General features: G+C 65.8%; 13 protein-coding genes. 7 read left to right on the top strand and 6 right to left on the bottom strand.

What is annotated here, in order from left to right; genetic code table 11:
- Positions 1 to 35: 35 nt before the first annotated feature.
- From RI103_RS05010 to fumC, 4 genes are all read left to right on the top strand, one after another.
- Complete coding sequence (locus RI103_RS05010) at positions 36 to 1448, top strand: MATE family efflux transporter (RefSeq protein ID WP_310814295.1); 1413 nt, start codon at positions 36 to 38, stop codon at positions 1446 to 1448.
- 455 nt (positions 1449 to 1903) lie between these two features.
- Positions 1904 to 2863 (top strand): bile acid:sodium symporter family protein, encoded by a 960-nt coding sequence (locus RI103_RS05005; RefSeq protein WP_310814294.1) that lies wholly within the window; start codon positions 1904 to 1906, stop codon positions 2861 to 2863.
- 184 nt (positions 2864 to 3047) lie between these two features.
- The gene (locus RI103_RS05000) at positions 3048 to 4685 is read left to right on the top strand and encodes a phospholipase D family protein (protein ID WP_409076973.1); all 1638 of its coding nucleotides are present in this window, start codon (positions 3048 to 3050) and stop codon (positions 4683 to 4685) included.
- 15 nt (positions 4686 to 4700) lie between these two features.
- A complete protein-coding gene (gene fumC, locus RI103_RS04995; RefSeq protein WP_310814292.1) occupies positions 4701 to 6101 on the top strand; it encodes a class II fumarate hydratase in 1401 nt (466 codons plus the stop codon).
- A 146-nt stretch (positions 6102 to 6247) separates the two neighbouring features.
- On the opposite strand, the gene RI103_RS04990 is transcribed toward fumC, so the two are convergent.
- The 4 genes from RI103_RS04990 to RI103_RS04975 all read right to left on the bottom strand — a co-directional run bounded on the left by RI103_RS04990 (position 6248) and on the right by RI103_RS04975 (position 9814).
- Positions 6248 to 6754, bottom strand: coding sequence for an acyl-CoA thioesterase (locus RI103_RS04990; protein WP_310814291.1), 507 nt, complete (start codon positions 6752 to 6754; stop codon positions 6248 to 6250).
- A gap of 268 nt (positions 6755 to 7022) precedes the next feature.
- The gene (locus RI103_RS04985; RefSeq protein WP_310814290.1) at positions 7023 to 8279 is read right to left on the bottom strand and encodes a helix-turn-helix domain-containing protein; all 1257 of its coding nucleotides are present in this window, start codon (positions 8277 to 8279) and stop codon (positions 7023 to 7025) included.
- A complete protein-coding gene (locus RI103_RS04980) occupies positions 8279 to 9535 on the bottom strand; it encodes an MFS transporter (RefSeq protein ID WP_310814289.1) in 1257 nt (418 codons plus the stop codon). Before RI103_RS04980 ends, RI103_RS04985 begins: the two co-directional genes overlap by 1 nt.
- Positions 9536 to 9676: 141 nt before the next feature.
- A complete protein-coding gene (locus tag RI103_RS04975) occupies positions 9677 to 9814 on the bottom strand; it encodes a hypothetical protein (RefSeq protein WP_310814288.1) in 138 nt (45 codons plus the stop codon).
- Positions 9815 to 10133: 319 nt separating this feature from the next.
- Between RI103_RS04975 and RI103_RS04970 the strand changes: the two genes are divergently transcribed.
- Positions 10134 to 10847: a helix-turn-helix transcriptional regulator gene (locus RI103_RS04970; RefSeq protein ID WP_310814287.1), complete on the top strand. Its 714-nt coding sequence runs from the start codon at positions 10134 to 10136 to the stop codon at positions 10845 to 10847.
- Between the two features lie 182 nt (positions 10848 to 11029).
- Positions 11030 to 13744: a DUF6600 domain-containing protein gene (locus RI103_RS04965; protein ID WP_310814286.1), complete on the top strand. Its 2715-nt coding sequence runs from the start codon at positions 11030 to 11032 to the stop codon at positions 13742 to 13744.
- 110 nt (positions 13745 to 13854) lie between these two features.
- Here RI103_RS04965 and RI103_RS04960 read toward each other — a convergent pair whose 3' ends face one another.
- Positions 13855 to 14826 carry a thymidylate synthase gene (locus RI103_RS04960; RefSeq protein ID WP_310814285.1) on the bottom strand — a complete coding sequence of 324 codons (972 nt, stop codon included), beginning with the start codon at positions 14824 to 14826 and terminating at the stop codon, positions 13855 to 13857.
- 254 nt (positions 14827 to 15080) lie between these two features.
- Positions 15081 to 16475 (bottom strand): sigma-54 dependent transcriptional regulator, encoded by a 1395-nt coding sequence (locus RI103_RS04955; RefSeq protein WP_310814284.1) that lies wholly within the window; start codon positions 16473 to 16475, stop codon positions 15081 to 15083.
- A 533-nt stretch (positions 16476 to 17008) separates the two neighbouring features.
- Here RI103_RS04955 and RI103_RS04950 point away from each other — a divergent pair.
- Positions 17009 to 17500, top strand: a complete 492-nt coding sequence (locus tag RI103_RS04950) for a hypothetical protein (protein WP_310814283.1) — start codon at positions 17009 to 17011, stop codon at positions 17498 to 17500.
- Positions 17501 to 17557 lie beyond the last annotated feature (57 nt).

Genomic DNA, 17557 nt, shown 5'->3' with positions numbered 1-17557 from the left:
GCCGCGCTGTCGCCACTTCCGCCGCCAGGCGCTCCATGACTCAATCCGGCATCACCCGGCTGGCCGCCCGGCCGCCGACCCTGACCCGCCACGCGGCCGACACCGCGCTGCTCGCGGCGCCGCTCGCCATCGCGCAACTCTCGCAAATGGCGATGGGCGTCACCGACACGATCCTGCTCGGCTCGCTCGGCCCCGACGCGCTCGCCGCCGGCGGCCTCGGCGCGAACCTGTTTTTCGTGGTGGTCACGCTGCTGCAAGGCGTTCTGACCTCGGTCAGCGTGAGCGTCTCGCACGCGCGCGGCGCTCAGGACGAAGGCCGCGTGCCGCACATCTACTGGACCGGCTTCGTGCTGTCCGTGCTGCTGTCGGTGCCGGCGTTCTTCCTGCTCTCCTTCGCCACGCCGATCCTGCTCGCTTTCGGCGAACCCGCGCTGCTCGCGCACAACGTCGGCGAATATGCTGCGGTGCTGCGCTGGGGCGCGCTCGGCAGCCTGATCGGGGTCGGCCTGATGCGCTCGTTCCTGCCGGCAATCGGCGCGGCCAAGCGGCTCTTGTGGGTGTCGCTGGTGAGCGTCGGCGTGAACGGTTTTCTCAACTACGGCCTGATCCACGGCGCGTATGGACTGCCGCGGCTCGGCTTTCTCGGCTCGGCGGCCGCGACCTCGATCACCGTCTGGCTGAGCGCGCTCGTGTTGATGGCGCTGTTGCATCTGCGGCCGCGTTATCGCCATTTCGTCGTCGCGACCCGGCCGAATGTGCCGCTGATGGGCGAACTGTTCGGCATCGGCTGGCCGGTCGCAATCACCTACGGCGTCGAGTCGACGCTTTTTCTCGCCACCGGCCTGATGGTCGGCCTGCTCGGCGAGTCGCAACTGGCCGCGCATCAGATCGCGCTGAACGTCGCCTCGGTGGCCTTCATGGTGCCGCTCGCGATCGGCCAGGCGGCCAACGTGCGCGTCGGCTTCTGGTCCGGCGCCGGCCAGCCGCTCGCCGCGCGCCACGCCGGCTTTGTCGCGCTTGTGCTCGGCGTCGCTTTCATGACGCTGTCGGGCCTCGTGCTGATCGCCGCGCCGCACTGGATCGTCGGCCTCTATCTGCATCTTGACGACCCGGCCAACGCGGCCACGGTCACGCTCGCAAGTTCGCTGCTTGGCGTGGCGGCAATTTTCCAGATCGTGGACGGCATGCAGACGGTCGGCTCCGGCTGTCTGCGTGGCCTGAAAGACACACGTGTACCGATGATCGCCGCCGCGTTCGGCTACTGGGTGATCGGTTTTCCGACCGGCTACACGCTGGCGTTTCACTTCGGCCTCGGCGCGCGCGGGTTGTGGTGGGGACTGGCGGCCGGCCTCGCCAGCGTCGCGCTGCTGATGACGCTGCGCTTCCACAAACTGAGCCTGCGGCGCGTGCCGGCCGCGTCTGGTGGGTCGCCGGTCACACCCGTTTGACGCCGGGTTAAAGGCGCGTGCTGGCCGCGCCCGGTGGGTCGCGCAGCAGTCACGCGCGAAGCTGCGCCAGCGGCGCGATCCGGCAACGCGCGGCTCGTCGTCAGCCAAATCCGCGTGAAGCCGAACCTGCAGCGCGGTGCGGCCACGCTCGGCACACGGCCGCCCGACCCCGGCAGGACGATACACGCCTGGTTGCACGCGCAACCATAGACGCACGAGGAATTCGCCGCGAACGGTAAAATGCCGTGTTCCGGCTTATGGACGCGCACCCGCGCCCCTACGCCGAAAACCCGCCCGCGCGCCTCAAAAAGGCCAGCGCCGCCCGAAGGCCCATCACCCGCCATCAAGGCTTGCTGCGCTCACGCGGCAGACTCCCGCAAGCGCGCCACCGCCGGTGGCGCGCCGCTCGACCGACCCTGCTTCTCGCGATAAAACATAACCAAGGACCACCCGTCATGCTTGCCCGCGTCACCCGTCTTTTCCCGCTCTGGGCCGTGCTCGTTTCGATTGCCGCGTACTTCTCGCCCGCCTCGTTTTCCGGCATCGCGCCGCACGTCACCACGCTGCTGACGATCATCATGCTGGCGATGGGCGTCACGCTCTCCCTGGCGGATTTCCAGCGTGTCTTCACGCGGCCCGCGCCGGTGATCGCCGGCATCGTGCTGCACTATCTCGTCATGCCGCTCGCCGCCTGGGTAATCGCCAAGGCGTTGCGCATGCCGCCGGACCTCACCGCCGGCATGGTGCTGGTGGGCAGCGTGGCAAGCGGCACGGCGTCGAACGTGATGATCTATCTGGCGCGCGGCGACGTCGCGTTGTCGGTGACGATCAGCGCGTTGTCCACGCTGGTCGGCGTCTTCGCGACGCCCTTGCTCACGCGTCTTTACGTGGACGCGTCGATCGCCGTCGACGTGCACGGCATGTTGATGAGCATCCTGCAGATCGTCGCGTTGCCGATCGTGGTGGGCCTGATCGTCAATCATCTGTTCGGCAAGGTCGTGCGCAAGATCGAACCGATCTTGCCGCTGATCTCGATGGTCGCGATCGTGCTGATCATCGGCGCGGTGGTGGGCGGCACGCAGAAGAGCATCGCTTCGGTCGGCCTCGTGGTGATGCTGGGCGTGGTGCTGCATAACGGCATCGGCCTGCTCGGCGGATATTGGGGCGGCCGTCTGCTCGGTTTCGACGAAGCCGTGTGCCGCACACTTGCGATCGAAGTCGGCATGCAAAACTCGGGGCTCGCCGCGACGCTCGGCAAGCTCTATTTCACGCCGATCGCGGCCTTGCCCGGCGCGCTGTTCTCGGTGTGGCACAACCTGTCGGGTTCGCTGCTGGCGGGGTACTGGGCAGGACGTCCCGCGAAAGGCTCGACGTATGTGGATGGCAACCAGGTGTTGAACGCCGAACGCGGGTAAGAGGCGGCGCGCGTCCCGATTGCTTCACGATCTGGACGCGCGCAAGAACAAAAGCCCATCGGCCTGATTCCCCTTAGAATGCATTTCTCGACAGCGTGAGTCGCTCATCCGCTGCCGCCATGAGAAGCCAGCAAACTGGGGGAAAAGCGTGCCGTCGCATCAAGATCAAAAAAGCTGGGCCGCACTGCAACGCAAGTGCGCGTTCAGCGCGAGCAAGTCCGCTTGGGGAACAACGAGACATTTCTTCCTGCTGTGCTGCGCAACGGCATTTTTGACTGCCTGCGCCACCAAGCCGCCCGCCACCGCGTTCGACCGCCACGTCACCCACGCACTCCCCGTCACGGAAACGACGCCGCTGCATACGGCGCTCACGCCGCTCGAAGCAGCACATCCAGGTCAATCCGGTTTCCGGATCCTTGCGAGCGGCACCGATGCCTTGCAGATGCGCATTGCACTTGCACGCGCCGCGACCAGAACGCTCGACATGCAGTACTACATCGCCAACGAGGACACCACTGGCAAGCTGCTGCTCGGCGCCGCGCTCTATGCGGCCGACCACGGCGTGCGGGTGCGCATGCTGGTCGACGACCTGAATTTCAAGGACATCGACCGCATCATGGCGGGCTTGAACTCGCACGACAACATCGAGATTCGCGTCTTCAATCCGTTCGGCAGCGCGCAGGGAGGCTTTTTCGAACGCACGACGAACGTGTTCACGCAGATCGGCCATTTCACGCGCCGCATGCATAACAAGGCGATGATCGCGGACAACCAGATAGCGATCGTGGGCGGCCGCAATCTCGGCGACGAATATTTCAGCGCGAGCGAAACGCTGCAGTTCCGCGATCTCGACGTGCTGGCCGCCGGCCCGATCACCGCCGACGTCTCCGCGAGTTTCGACGACTACTGGAACAGCAGCATCGCCTATCCGTTGCGCGTGCTGAACAAGCAGAAGTTCGACGCGAGGGAATTGGACCAGACGCGCGACGACCTCCGTCAGCACTGGCGCACCAACGCCGATCCGTACAACGCAAAGCCGCTGAACGCCACGCCGCTCGCCTCGCAGATCGCCAACGATCAGCTCGGCTTGACCTGGGCGCCGGCCGAATTCAAAGCGGACTTGCCGGAGAAGATCGTGCATCCGTCGCCGGACTACGTGAGTCCGCCGATGCAGCGACTCGGCGAATTGATGCATGACGCGCAGAAGGACTTCCTGATCATTTCACCCTACTTCGTGCCGCACGATTCGGGCGTCAAGACGGCCGGCGAATTGACGCATCGTGGCGTGCGCATCGCCGTGCTGACCAATTCGCTTGCCGCTACCGACGCGGTTGCCGTGCAGGCAGGCTACAGTCCGTTTCGTGTACCGCTGCTGAAACAGGGCGTCGAGTTATACGAATTCAAGCCACGGCAGAACACGCCGAACGCGGGCGTTGCCGGCTCGCGTTCGCGCGCCAGCCTGCATGCGAAAACGTATGTGATCGACCGCAAGATTCTGGTGATCGGCTCGATGAACCTCGACCCGCGTTCGGCCAATCTGAACACTGAACTGGCGCTGGTGATCCACAGCCCGCCGCTCGCCGAACAGGTCGCGGGAATCTTCGAGCGCGCCACGGGCCCCGAGGAAAGCTATCGCGTCACGCTCGCGGACGAGGCCCAACTCGCCTATCTGCGTTCGATCGGCGCGCCGCTCTCGCCGCTCGTGTGGACCGACGTCGAAAACGGCATGCCCCGCACTTACATATTCGATCCGCAGGCCGGTTTGTACCGGAATGCGCTAACAGGTCTATTCTCCCTATTGCCCGTCAACGCAGAACTTTGAAAAGCGGAGTGGAACATGACTGACGATGTACGAATGGAGCGTGACACGTTCGGCGAGATCGCCGTGCCGAACGCTCGTCTATGGGGCGCGCAGACTCAGCGCTCGCTGCAGAATTTCCGCATTTCGACCGAGAAGCAATCGCCCGAACTGATTACCGCGCTGGCCGTCATCAAGCGCGCCGCCGCCGAAGTCAACCTCGGCCTCGGCGTGCTCGACGAAAGCAAGGCGAAGGCGATCATGCAGGCCGCCGACGAGATCATCGACGGCAAGCATCCGGATGAATTTCCGCTCGCCGTCTGGCAGACCGGCTCCGGCACGCAGACCAACATGAACCTCAACGAGGTGATCGCGAATCGCGCGAGCGAGCTGCTCGGCGGCGAGCGCGGCGAAGAACGCAAAGTGCATCCGAACGACGACGTGAATCGCGGCCAGTCGTCGAATGACGTGTTTCCGACCGCCATGCACGTGGCCGCGGCGTATGCGATCGTCAAGCATCTGCTGCCGGCGCTGAAGACGCTGCGCGATACGCTCGACGGCAAGGCGAAGGCTTTCGCCGACATCGTCAAGATCGGCCGCACGCACTTGCAGGACGCCACGCCGCTGACGCTCGGCCAGGAGTTTTCCGGCTACGTCGCGCAACTCGAGCACGGCATTCGTCATGTGGAGTCGGCGCTGCCGCATCTGTATGAACTGGCGCAAGGCGGCACCGCGGTCGGCACCGGTTTGAACGCGCACCCGCAGTTCGCGGACAAGGTCGCGGCCGCCATCGGCAAGCTGACCGGATTGCCGTTCGTCTCGGCGCCGAACAAATTCGAAGTGATGGCCGCGGCCGACGCGCTGGTGTTCGCGCACGGCGCGTTGAAGACGGTGGCGGCGAGCCTGAACAAGATCGCCAACGACGTCCGCTGGCTCGCAAGCGGCCCGCGTTGCGGCCTGGGCGAACTGTCGATTCCCGAGAACGAGCCGGGCAGCTCGATCATGCCGGGCAAGGTCAATCCGACCCAGTCCGAAGCATTGACGATGCTGTGCTCGCAGGTGTTCGGCAACGACGTCGCGGTGAATATCGGCGGCGCGAGCGGCAATTTCGAGCTGAACGTGTTCCGGCCGATGATCGCGCACAACGTGCTGCAGTCGGTGCGCCTGCTCGCCGACGGCGCACACAGTTTCAACGACAACTGCGCGGTCGGCATCGAGCCGAATCACGAGCGCATCGATACCTTGCTCAATGAATCGCTGATGCTGGTGACGGCGCTCAATCCGCACATTGGTTACGACAAGGCCGCGAAGATCGCCAAGAAAGCGCACAAGGAAGGCACCACGCTGAAGGCGGCGGCGCTTGATCTCGGCTTTGTCACCGAGCAGCAGTTCGACGAATGGGTGCGGCCGAAGGATATGGTCGGCAATCCGGCGGGTTAAGCAACTGCGGGATCACGCACGGCGGGCGGCCGAGCCAGTCGTGAGCCAGGGCGCTCGCGCTGCCCACACCGGCGTGATTCGAAACGGCAACGGGCCGCGCGGACATCAACTTCGCGCGGCGTTTGAGCGGCACTTGCGAGCGCCGCTCAAACCTTCCCCTGCGCCACTTCTTCCGGCTTCAGTTCGACGATCGCGTCGAGCGCTTCCTTCACGTCGATCGCATATCTGGCGAGGCGTTTCTGTTCGTCCGTCTCCGGCACGAAGGCCGGCACGGGCACTGGCTGGCCGTTCTCGTTGACGGCGACCATCACGATCAGACAATCCGTGGTTTGCAGCAGCTCGCCGCCCTTCGGATCGCCCGCCTGCACCGAAACATGAATGTGCATGCTGGTGCGGCCCGTGGCCACGACCCGGGCGCGCAGCTCGACCAGGTTGCCGACCAGAATCGGCCGGCGAAAGCGGATATTGCCCACGCTGACCGTCACGCAATAGCGTCCAGACCACACCGCCGAGCACGCGTACGCGGTCTCGTCGATCCACTTCATCAACGCGCCGCCGTGCACCTTGCCGCCAAAGTTGACCGAGCTCGGCTCGGCCAGAAAGCGGAAAGTGGTTTCGGAACGGTCCAACGGCGCTACGGGAGGGGTGCTCATCTTGACTCCGGTCAATCGGATGCATGAAAGGAGGCGATTATACGAGCGCAATATTGACTCGTTGTGGCCGGGATGTGAGGCGCGGGTGAAATTCGGTGGGAGCGCGGCTTGGGCTTTCGGAATGTTATCGCTTTGCGGTTGCGCTGCGTTTGCCTCGGCAACCTCGAAAGCGGTCTCACCTCGAGGCGCTTTCGTTGTGCGCGCGGTCGGTTCGTCTGAAGAACCTCGGCGCCAGCCTCGCTCCGAGGCGCTTTGGTCGCGCGCGCGTTCAGCTCGACTCGACAATTTCGGAAGCGACTTCGGAAGCGGCCCCGCTTCGCGGCGCGACAGCCGACATGAAGCGTTCGCGATAATCGAGCGGCAGCACGCCGAAACGCCGCAAAAACGCCCGTCGCAAGTTCTGTTCGCTGCCAAAGCCGCAATCTAGGGCGATGCGCTTGAGCGGCCGGCGCGATTCGGCGAGCGCGCGCGAGGCCGCTTCGAGCCGCAGCGCCGAGACCGTTTTAGCCGGCGTGCGGCCGACCTCGTCGACGTAGCGCCGCGCGAACGTGCGCGGGCTCATCCGGGTTCGCTCGGCGAGCCGCTCGACCGACAGGTCGTCGCGTAAGTGCGCCGCCATCCAGCTATGCAGCGCCTCGAACGGGCCGTTCGCCGAGGCCTGCGCAGCGAGCGCCGCGCTGTACTGCGACTGCCCGCCGGGCCGCTTCATGAAGACCACCAGCCGCCGCGCGGCCTGCATCGCGACCGCATGGCCGACATCCTCCTCAATTAGCGCCAGCGCCAGGTCGATGCCCGCCGTCACGCCCGCCGAAGTCCAGACGACGCCGTCACCTTCGTGTCGCCCGGCATCGCGGATGAAGATCGGATCGGCGTCCACGCGGATGTTGGGAAAGCGGCGCGCGAGGTGCGGGGCGTCGCGCCAGTGCGTGGTCGCGCGACGGTCGTCGAGCAGGCCCGCCGCCGCCAGATAGAACGCGCCGGTGCACACCGAGCACACCCGTCGCGCCCGCGGCGCATGGCGCTTGATCCATGCGACGAGTTCCGGCTGCAAGGTGCAGTGTTCGTCGACCGGGACGCCGGGCACGATCAGCGTGTCGATCGGCTGGTCATCGAGTGAATCGAGCCTTTCGGTGACGATCGGCAGGCCGGGGAAAGTCTGGAGAACGCCGCCGTCGATCGACGCAACCGTCGTGCGATAGGCCACTGGCTGTGACGCGTGGCGACCTGAGTTGGCCGAGTTGACCGAGTTGATCGCACTCGCCGAACTGGCCTCGTTGGCCGCACTGGCCTCGCTGGTCAACCTTGCCGAACTAGTCGCACTAGGCGCACCAGCCGAACTGATGGGTATCCCCAATCGGCCCGCGTCGCGGGCAACTCCCTCGTCACTGTCCACCGCACGGGCAACACCCGCTCCCGCCATTCCAGCAACCGTCAACTCCGCGCGCCAGAACGCCTCCAGCGGCCCGCAGGCGTCGAGCAGTACCAGATCCGGTGCGACCGCGAAAACGATGTGACGCGCCGCCATCAGGAGACCTCCGTCACCATCTGCCGCTTACGCGACCACGCATAGCCGAGCGTGGCCAGCGCCGCCGCCGCGAGCAGCGGAAAAATCGCGACATTGATCGTCGTCCAGCCGAAGCGCGCCAGCAATTGGCCTGCAAACAGGGAACCCAGCGCGGAAAACGCGAACGTCGTGAATTCGCTGGTCGCCTGCGTCTTGGCGCGCTCCGACGGCCGGTACGATTGGGCGAGCAGCGTCGAGCCGCCGACGAACATGAAATTCCAGCCCACGCCGAGACAGGCGAGCGCCGCGTAGAAGTACGGCAGATCGGTCGAACGCAAGGCGAGCACACCGCACAGCGCCGACAGCGCAATGCCCGCGCCGATCACCCGCAGCACGCCGAAGCGTTTGATCAGCCGCGCGGAAAAGAGCGACGGCGCGAACATGCCGACCAGGTGCCACTGGATGATCGCCGCGCCGTCGCCGATCGTGTGGCCGCACGCGACCGCGGCGATCGGCGTCGCCGTCATCACGAACATCATCACGGCGTAGCCAAGCGCGTTGTTGGCAAGCGCTGCCGCAAAAATCGGCTGCCGCACGATCTCGCCGAGCGGCCGCGCCGCCTCGTGAGCCGCCGTCGTGATCACGACGGGCGCCGCGTCGCGATACAGGAAAGCCAGCAAGCCAATCGAGACCAGCCCGAAGCCCGTCACGAGCGCATACGAACCCGCGAACGCGACCGGCGCCAGCCAGTCCTTGCTCCACGCGGCAAGCAGCGGCCCGCAGACGGCGGCCACCACTCCGCCCGCCAGCACGGTCGAAATCGCGCGGCTTTTGTCTTCGATGCCGACCGCGTCGGCGGCGGCCAGGCGGTAATACTGCGCGAACGCCTGGAACACGCCGACCGTCGCCGTACCGGCGCAGAAGGCCCAGAAACTGTGGTGAAAGATTGCCCACACTGAAACGGCGCCGCCAAGCGCGCCGACGCCCGCGCCGAGCACGAAGCCCGCGCGTCGGCCGATGCGCGCCATCAGGAACGACGCGAAGATCGTCGTCAGCGCGGCCGCGACGGTGATCAGCGAGAACGGCAGCGTGGCCAGCGCCTTGTCGTCGGCGAGCGTGTAGCCGACCAGACCGGTCAGCGTCAGATCGATCGATACCGATGAGGTGTACAGCGCCTGGCACACCGCCAGCACGCGCGCGGCACGGCGGTCGTGTGGATCGGACTCGCGCAGGCCAGTCGAATGGGTGGGAACGGTGGCGGCGGCGGACGGTGGCATCGAAAGTACCGGGCGACGAAAATGGGATGACCCGATCGTCACATGAACGCTGATGGCAGAGATGACAATGATGCATCAATTCCTGCCAGCCCGGACAGTTACCTGACCGATGTCTTTAGAAGCGTTCGCGCGGGGTTGCTCTTATTTGCGGACCGTGATGCCTTCGTCGATCGTGCCGTACATCGTGATGCTGCCGGCGCCCGCGTCCGAACCGCCGCCGCCTTGCGCACATGCACCGAGCAGCCATGCCGCGGCAATGACGGCCAGAAGAGTTTTCATGAAAGCGTGTTTCCTGCTAGGACAGGCTTCGATTCTAGCCTGGCGGCCCTGCGCGGCACCGAGCGCGGCGTGCGTCATAGCGCCGGCCCTGCGCGCTATCAAAGCGCGGCTTGGACGACCGGGAGCGGCCCTGTGTCGCGCGCCGCCGCCAAAGCACGGTTCTCGGGGGCGTGCGCTCGCCGGCGCTGCGCGCCGCGCCTGCCGGGTTTTCGTAGCTGCTGCATTCGACGCTTCACGCTAAGCTGAAACATCGAATCGCGCAGTCCGATACAGTGGACTACATGGCGCGCTTGCCCGCGCCGTCCCCTGGAGACGCCAAATGGCCGCCACCCTCGCAGACGAACAGAACCATTTCCCCGGCTTGAGCCGGATCGGCGCGCTGCTCGCCGACCCCGGCCGTGCCGCCATGCTGTGGGCGTTGATGGACGGCAGCGCGCGCCCTGCCGGCGAACTGACGATGATCGCCGGGCTCTCGCCGTCGGCGGCCAGCGCCCATCTCGCGCGCCTGACCGACGGCGGCCTGCTTGCGCTCGAAGTGCGCGGCCGGCATCGCTATTTCCGGATCGCGTCGTCCGACATTGCCGCCTCGATCGAAGCGCTCGCCAACGTCGCGCAAGTCAGCGCGCCGCAGCGTCCCGTGCCGCGCCCCGTGCGCACGGTGCCGCTCGACATGCGTTACGCGCGCACCTGCTACGACCATATGGCAGGCGAATTGTCGGTGCGCGTGTTCGAGCGGCTGGTCGAATGCGGCCTGCTGACGCTCGACGGCACCTCACTGGAAGCCACCGCCGACGGCGTCGCCCGCCTGGCCGATTGGGGCATCGACATGTCGGCGCAAAAAAGCCGGCGCCGCCGCTTTGCCTGCACCTGCCCCGACTGGAGCGAGCGGCGCCCGCATCTGGGCGGCGCCCTTGGCGCGGCGCTGCTCGATTCGTGGACGTCGCAGGGCTGGGTCGAGCGCACCGAGCGGCCGCGAATTCTGCGTATCACGCCGGCCGGCCATCGCCATTTCGATGCATTTCTCGGTGCGTGAGGTGCGCCTGACTGCCCCGACCCGATGACGGAAATCGGCAATCAGCTTCCAAATCGCCTTATCGAGACCTTTTGTTACACGGTGGTGAGGCGGCCTTACAAAAGTGGGGGCCTTGAAACAAACGCCGCGGGTACAGTGACTCCACGGATGCCGCAAGACGCCGCGTCCGTCGGAGATCAATCATGAGAACAGTCACCACCTCACACCGCCGCTCGAACCGCCGCGCGATCGGCTATACGCTGATCGCAGCCGCTACGTTTCTCTTTGCGGGCCACGCCGCCTTCGCGCAGGAAATGCAGGAGGCGCCCGAGAGCGCCGCCGCCACGCAGAACACCGATCCGCCAGGCCGCGTCGCACGTCTGAACTACACGGCGGGCGCCGTGACCACGGAACCGGCCGGCGCCACCGACTGGTCGTACGCGCAGATCAACCGCCCGCTCACCACCGGCGACCAGTTGTGGAACGATCAGAACGCGCGCTCGGAGTTGCACATCGGCTCGACCGCGGTGCGCCTCGGGCCCTCCACCAGCCTCGATCTGCTGAATCTCGACGACAACAGCGCCCAGCTCAAGGTCGCGCAAGGCACGTTGTCGGCGCGCGTGCGTGAGCTCGCGCCGGGCTCGTCCTATGAAATCGATACGCCGAATCTGGCGCTCAGCCTGGACGGCCCCGGCGACTATCGCGTCGACGTCGCGCCGGACGGCAGCACCACCACCGTCACCGTCCGCAGCGGCGGCGCGACGGTGTATGGCGACAGCGGCCAGGTGCCGGTCACGGCCGGCCAGCAGATCCGCTTCGGCGGCACCAACCTGCAACAGGTCGCCGACAATGGCGCGCCCGGCCTCGACGGCTTCGATCAGTGGGCCGCCGGCCGCGACGCCGCGGAAGACCGCTCGGTGTCGGCGCGCTACGTGTCGCGCGACATTCCCGGCTACCAGGATCTCGACGCCAATGGCACTTGGCAAAGCACGCCGCAATACGGCGAAGTGTGGGTGCCGCGCGGTACGCCCGCCGGGTGGGCGCCGTATCACGACGGCCATTGGGTGTGGCAGGCGCCGTGGGGCTGGACCTGGGTCGACGACGCGCCGTGGGGCTTCGCGCCCTATCACTACGGCCGCTGGGCTCAGGTCGACGATACGTGGGCATGGGTGCCGGGGCCGGTCGCGGTCAGCGAACCGCCGGTCTACGCGCCGGCCCTCGTCGCTTTCGTGGGCGGCGGTGGCGGCGGCGTGAACTGGGGTGTGGATCTGGCGATCGGCGGGGCGGTGGCGGCGGGCGTCGCGTGGTTCCCGCTCGGCCCTGGCGAGCCGTGGCATCCGCATTGGGGCGGTCACGATCACTGGAGCCCGGGCTACTACAACCGCGTCAACCGGACGACGATCGTCAACAATTACAACCGCAACGTGAATGTGACCAACATTCATAACACGTATATCAACTACCGCGCGCCGGGCGGCGTGACCGCAGTGCCGGCGACGGCTTTCGTCCACGGCCAGCCGGTTGGGCGCTTCGCGCAAAAGGTCGATCCGCGGCAATGGCGCAATGCGCAGATCAACCCGGGCGGTCCTGGCATCGCGCCGGTCCGGGAGAGCTTCGGTCCGGGCTTGCGCAACGCGAATTACCGGCCCCCGGCAGCCGTGATGGCGCGTCCGGTGGTGGCGACGCGTAGTCCGGCAATGCCGGCGGCGTACCACGACAGTCTTGCCCAGCGCTTCGCGCAAAGCGGTGGACGGGTGCCGGGCGCGGGTCAGCCTATGGTGCGTACCTCGGTGCCGGCGCATATGGCGGGCGGGCCGGGCGCGCTGCCGGTGCAGAACGTGCGGGTCGTCCAGTCGCACATCGCCGGACGTGCGCCGGGCATGGCGCCGGGCGCGCCGGTTGTTGGAGCTAACGGTACGCAACAGCAGGTCGGACAGCGGCCGGGTGAGGCGCCGCATGGCGGCGGACCGCAGGCGCGGCCGGGCATGCCGACGGGTGGACCGGGCGCCATGCCACAACAAGCCGGGCAGCGGCCGGGCGAAGCACCCTATGGTGGCGGACCGCAAGCGCGGCCCGGCATGCCGTCACAGATGGCCAACCAGCGGCCGCAGCCTGGAGAGATGGGACATCCTTCGAACGGCGTGCCGCGTCCGCCGCAAGCTAACCTCGGCAATCCGGCGGCGATGGCGCAGCAGCAGCGCGGTATGTCGCAACAGGCGGGTCAGCAGCTGGGTGTGACCCCGGGCGTGAACGAACGTCGCGAGCCAGTCTGGACTCAGCCGCACACACCGATGGCGCAGCAGGCACAGCAAGCCCAGCAGCATGGCGGTCCGCAGCCGCAAGCGGGACGGCCGGAGTTTGCGCAGCAGCACGGCGCGCCTCGTCCTGTGGAGAACCCGGCGATCCAGCAACAACGGCAACAGGCGCGTCAGCAGGAGGTGCGGCCGCAAGGGCAGCCGCAGGCTCAAGTACAACGTCAGCCTGAGCCGCAGGCGCCGCGTCCGGCGGAAATTCAGGCGCAACAACAACCGCGTCAGGAATATCATCCGCAGCCCGTGCAGCAGCCGATGCAGCAGCCGCGTCAGCAACAGGCACAGCAAGAACCTCGGCCGGAGTTCCATCCGCAGCCGCCGCAGCAGCCACGGCCCGAGCCGCGCCAGCAACAGGCGCAGCAACAACCTCGGCCAGAGTTCCATCCGCAGCCGCAGCCGCAGCAGCCACGGCCTGAGCCGCGCCAGCAACAGGCACAGCAACAACCTCGGCCGGAGTTCCATCCGCAGCCGCAGCCGCAGCCGCAGCCGCAGCCGCAGCAGCAACCGCGTCCGCAGCAGGTTCAGCAGCCACATCCTCAAGCGCAGCCGCAGCACGCCGAACAGCATTCGGGCGGCGGCAACCGCGACGAACATCACAAAGGCTGAGCGTCATCCGCCTGCAAGTTGGGGAGGAGCAAAAGAAAAAACCGCCGCGATTCACATCGCGGCGGTTTTTCTTTGTGCGGGCGCGGGCCACTTATCGGCCCGGCCGACGATCAAACCGCCATCGGCGCCGTGAGCGGCTCGTGATGCCGGTAGCCGACCAGCGAGAAATCCGCCGGCTCGATCTTTTCAAGCCACTCCGGCTCGTACACGCCGGTTTTCGCATACTCCGGCACACGGTCCGAGATAGCGAAGGCCGGGCTTTCGTATGGCTCGCGCGTGAGCTGCTGCTGCAGCATGTCGAGCTGATTCTCGTAGATGTGCGCGTCGCCGATGAAATAGGTGAACCAGCGCGGTGTGTACCCCGTCAGACGACCGACCAGATGCAGCAGCGCCGCTCCCTCGGTCAGATTGAACGGTGTGCCGAGCCCGACATCGTTACTGCGAATGTACAGACACAGCGAAATCTCCTTGCGTGCGACATTCGGCAGGAACTGATACAGCAGGTGGCAGGCCGGCAACGCGATCTGATCCAGCACCGCGGGGTTCCACGCATGAAACAGAATGCGCCGGTCAGCCGGGTTCTGCATGATCGTGTCGAGACACTGGCGCAACTGGTCGATCGCCTTGTACAGCAGCACTTTGCGCCCACCGTCTTCTTCGAATTCCGTCACCGCCTGGAAGCCGCGTGCGGTCGCGTCGGCAAGCTGCGCGCTCGCGTTCGCGTCCAGCACCTTGTAGGCCGGCCACTGGCGCCATTGCACGCCGTACACGTCGCCGAGATCGTCCGGACCCTGGCGATAGGGATTGGCGAGCCATTGCGGATTCTGGTTGGCGTTCGCGTCCCACACCTTGCAGCCGAGATCGCGGAAATCCGCGGCACTGCGCGAGGCGCGCAGAAACCCGACCAGTTCGCCCACCGCCGATTTGAACGCCAGCTTTTTCGTGGTGACCGCGGGGAAGCCTTCCTGAAGGTCGAAGCGCAACATCGCGCCCGGCATGCTGATGGTGCGGATGCCAGTGCGGTTCTCCTGCCACGTGCCGGTATCGAGAATCGTGCGGACGAGGTCGAGGTATTGTTTCATTCGGGTTCCTTCGACGAGGCGCGTGCCGGGAAGATCCGGGCGCCACGGAGATTGAGCGGAAAACGCGATTTTAACAAGCGCGGCCGGACGGCGCCCGGTCATGGCGCACGGCATCGAAAATATCGAGGGAATAGGAGGTGCGAGGTTGGCGCGAACGGAGCGCACGCAGCCGCTCGCGGCTTCACTAACGCGCGCTGCACGCACCGCTGAAACCGTTTGCCGGCCCACGAGACCCGCGAGGCCCGTCAAACGATTTACAGATGCGGCACCGAAGCCGGCAATTCGCCGTGCGGCGTGGCGAGCGGCTCCCCTTCCATGTGGCGCATGCCATGCGAGCACAGAAGCCGGTACAACGTCACGCGCGAGATGCCGAGTTCCTGCGCGGCGTCGCCCAGGCGCCCGCGGTGACGCAACAGCGCCAGCTCGATCGCCTGACGCTCGGCCGCTTCACGCGCCTGCGCGAGTGAGACCGGCACGATCTCCACGTATTCAGCAAGCTCGAGATCGCGCGCCGTGATCGCGCGCCCTTCCGACATCACGATGGCGCGCCGCACGCGGTTGATCAACTCCCGCACATTGCCCGGCCAGCCATAGTTATGCAGCGCTGCGATCGCGTCCGGCGCGAAGCCGCGCAAACGGCGGCTTGCATCCTTCTTGAAACGTTCCAGCATATGCCGCGCAAGCAGTTCGATGTCCTTGCCACGCGCGCGCAGCGGCGGCTCGTCGATCTGCAGCACGCACAGACGATGGTAGAGGTCGGAACGGAAACGTCCTTCGATCATCGCCGCCGTCATATCCACGTGCGTGGCCGAGATGATGCGCACGTCGACGTCGATCGCGCCGTGCCCGCCGAGGCGCTCCACCTTGCGCTCCTGCAAAAACCGCAGCAGGCTCGCCTGGCTTTCGAGCGGCAGATCGCCGATTTCGTCGAGAAAGAGCGTGCCGCCGTTCGCCGCTTCGACCCGGCCGATCTTGCGCTGATTGGCGCCGGTGAACGCGCCGCGTTCATAGCCGAATAGTTCGGATTGCAGCAGATGCGGCGGAATCGCGCCGCAGTTGATCGGCACGAAAGGCGCATTGCGCCGCGCCGAGCGTTCGTGAATCGCGACCGCTGTCAGTTCCTTGCCGGTGCCCGATTCGCCGGAGATGAACACCGGCGCGTCGGTCATCGCTACTTTGCGGATGGAGCGGAACAGCGCGAGCATGGCGTCGCACGAGCCCACCATTTCGCCTTCGGCGCCTTGCGACGCGTCGTTGGAAGCCGTTTCGCCGAGGGAAATCATGCCGTAGGCGTGACCCACCGAATCGACGATCCTGTCGCCAGAATACGGCACGGTTACATAGTCGAAACAGTAGTCGCGCACGAGCCGGCGCAACGCGGCGTCCTGCAATTGTCCCGGCATGGTGGCCGCGACCCAGCCGACGTTCGGCATGGTCAGGCAGGATTCGAACGCAGCGATTTCGTGTGGCTGAAAATCGCTAGACAGATCCAGCAGGCCGCCCGCCGCCATTCCGGCGCGAACCGCCCGGCGCACGTCGCGCGCCGACCCCACGACTTCCACATGCCAGCCGCGCTGGTGAAACCGAGTATTCAGCTCCGCGCTCGGATCGCGCGAAACGTAAATCAGTTGCCGCGTTGCGGGTTCCATTATTCAGATCCTCTCGTCAACGAACGTTAAGGATGACGCACGCACCTGAAACGAGTTCAGACACGCTGACTCGTTCGGGATTCGCGATATGGCAAAAACCGAACGGCCATTCCATTCCGTGCGGACAGCTGATCCCCAAGAAAGCGGCGTGTGTGTTTGAGACGGCCCGTTAGCGGGCTTTTTTAAATCTGAAGCTCTTTTTCGAGAGCTTACTATACGCGCGCCGCTTGGAAAACAATTATGCGAATTTAATCGTGCCCACCTTACTCAGCAAGGCTCTCCGGGCGATAAACAGTTATTCAGCCGACGAATAAAAGATTAGTGGAAGCGCTTTCCTGGCATTGACCCAAGGTAGTTCGTACCGCCCGGATTAACGATTAACAGGTATTTCCTGCTCACCGTGTCAGCGCTGAAACGTTTTTGTGCAATTTCTCTATTGTTGCTCCGGCGTTTTGACTCACATGCAGATGCATCAATGGATTGCGAGCGATGGCACACGTTTCGCTAAATGCCGTGCACCAAGGAGACACATCATGCGACTCGCTTTCCGCATCGATCTGGGCACCATTGCACCGTACGCAGCACTGTGCACCGCCATCGCACTGATCGTGCTGCCCATTGGCGTCAATGCACAGGAAGCCGGCCAGGCTCCATCCGCCACGCTGACGCAATCCGCCGATGAAGGCTCCGCCACCGTCCCGAACGCCACGGCCGCCTCATCCGACCCGACGACGCGCGCCGCCAGCGCATTTTTCGAACTTCCCGCCACGGTGCTGAGCCTTCCGGCCGATGGTGGTGTATCCGTGAGCGAGTTTTCGCTCGATGACCGGGTGTTGTCGCGGCAACGCGGCGGCGCGGTCGGCATGGTGATGGCCGCTGCCACGCCGCAGCTCATGCGCGGCAACGTCGGCAGCGGCAACAGCGTGACGCTGTGGGACGAGATTGCCCCGCCCTCGCCTTTACCGATTCCCGTCGACGCGGCGCGCGCCGCACAGGGCAACGTGGCCAACTACCAAAGAAAGTAGCCGAACAAATCAACGAAGCGAACAGGGGTGGCGATGTAGCGACCACACCGTCCGCAT

It is taken from the genome of Paraburkholderia sp. FT54, from assembly GCF_031585635.1.
Taxonomy (GTDB): Bacteria; Pseudomonadota; Gammaproteobacteria; order Burkholderiales; family Burkholderiaceae; genus Paraburkholderia.
Note: the sequence above shows the minus strand (reverse complement) of the source record. Positions and strands in the feature narration are given on the sequence as shown.

Coding starts and splice junctions, on each gene's coding strand:
- RI103_RS05005 (WP_310814294.1), top strand. CDS start 1,904: ATGCTTGCCCGCGTCACCCGTCTTTTCCCGCTCTGGGCCGTGCTCGTT.
- RI103_RS04950 (WP_310814283.1), top strand. CDS start 17,009: ATGCGACTCGCTTTCCGCATCGATCTGGGCACCATTGCACCGTACGCA.
- RI103_RS05010 (WP_310814295.1), top strand. CDS start 36: ATGACTCAATCCGGCATCACCCGGCTGGCCGCCCGGCCGCCGACCCTG.
- RI103_RS04960 (WP_310814285.1), bottom strand. CDS start 14,826: ATGAAACAATACCTCGACCTCGTCCGCACGATTCTCGATACCGGCACG.
- RI103_RS04955 (WP_310814284.1), bottom strand. CDS start 16,475: ATGGAACCCGCAACGCGGCAACTGATTTACGTTTCGCGCGATCCGAGC.
- RI103_RS04985 (WP_310814290.1), bottom strand. CDS start 8,279: ATGGCGGCGCGTCACATCGTTTTCGCGGTCGCACCGGATCTGGTACTG.
- RI103_RS04990 (WP_310814291.1), bottom strand. CDS start 6,754: ATGAGCACCCCTCCCGTAGCGCCGTTGGACCGTTCCGAAACCACTTTC.
- RI103_RS04980 (WP_310814289.1), bottom strand. CDS start 9,535: ATGCCACCGTCCGCCGCCGCCACCGTTCCCACCCATTCGACTGGCCTG.
- RI103_RS04970 (WP_310814287.1), top strand. CDS start 10,134: ATGGCCGCCACCCTCGCAGACGAACAGAACCATTTCCCCGGCTTGAGC.
- RI103_RS04975 (WP_310814288.1), bottom strand. CDS start 9,814: ATGAAAACTCTTCTGGCCGTCATTGCCGCGGCATGGCTGCTCGGTGCA.
- fumC (WP_310814292.1), top strand. CDS start 4,701: ATGACTGACGATGTACGAATGGAGCGTGACACGTTCGGCGAGATCGCC.
- RI103_RS04965 (WP_310814286.1), top strand. CDS start 11,030: ATGAGAACAGTCACCACCTCACACCGCCGCTCGAACCGCCGCGCGATC.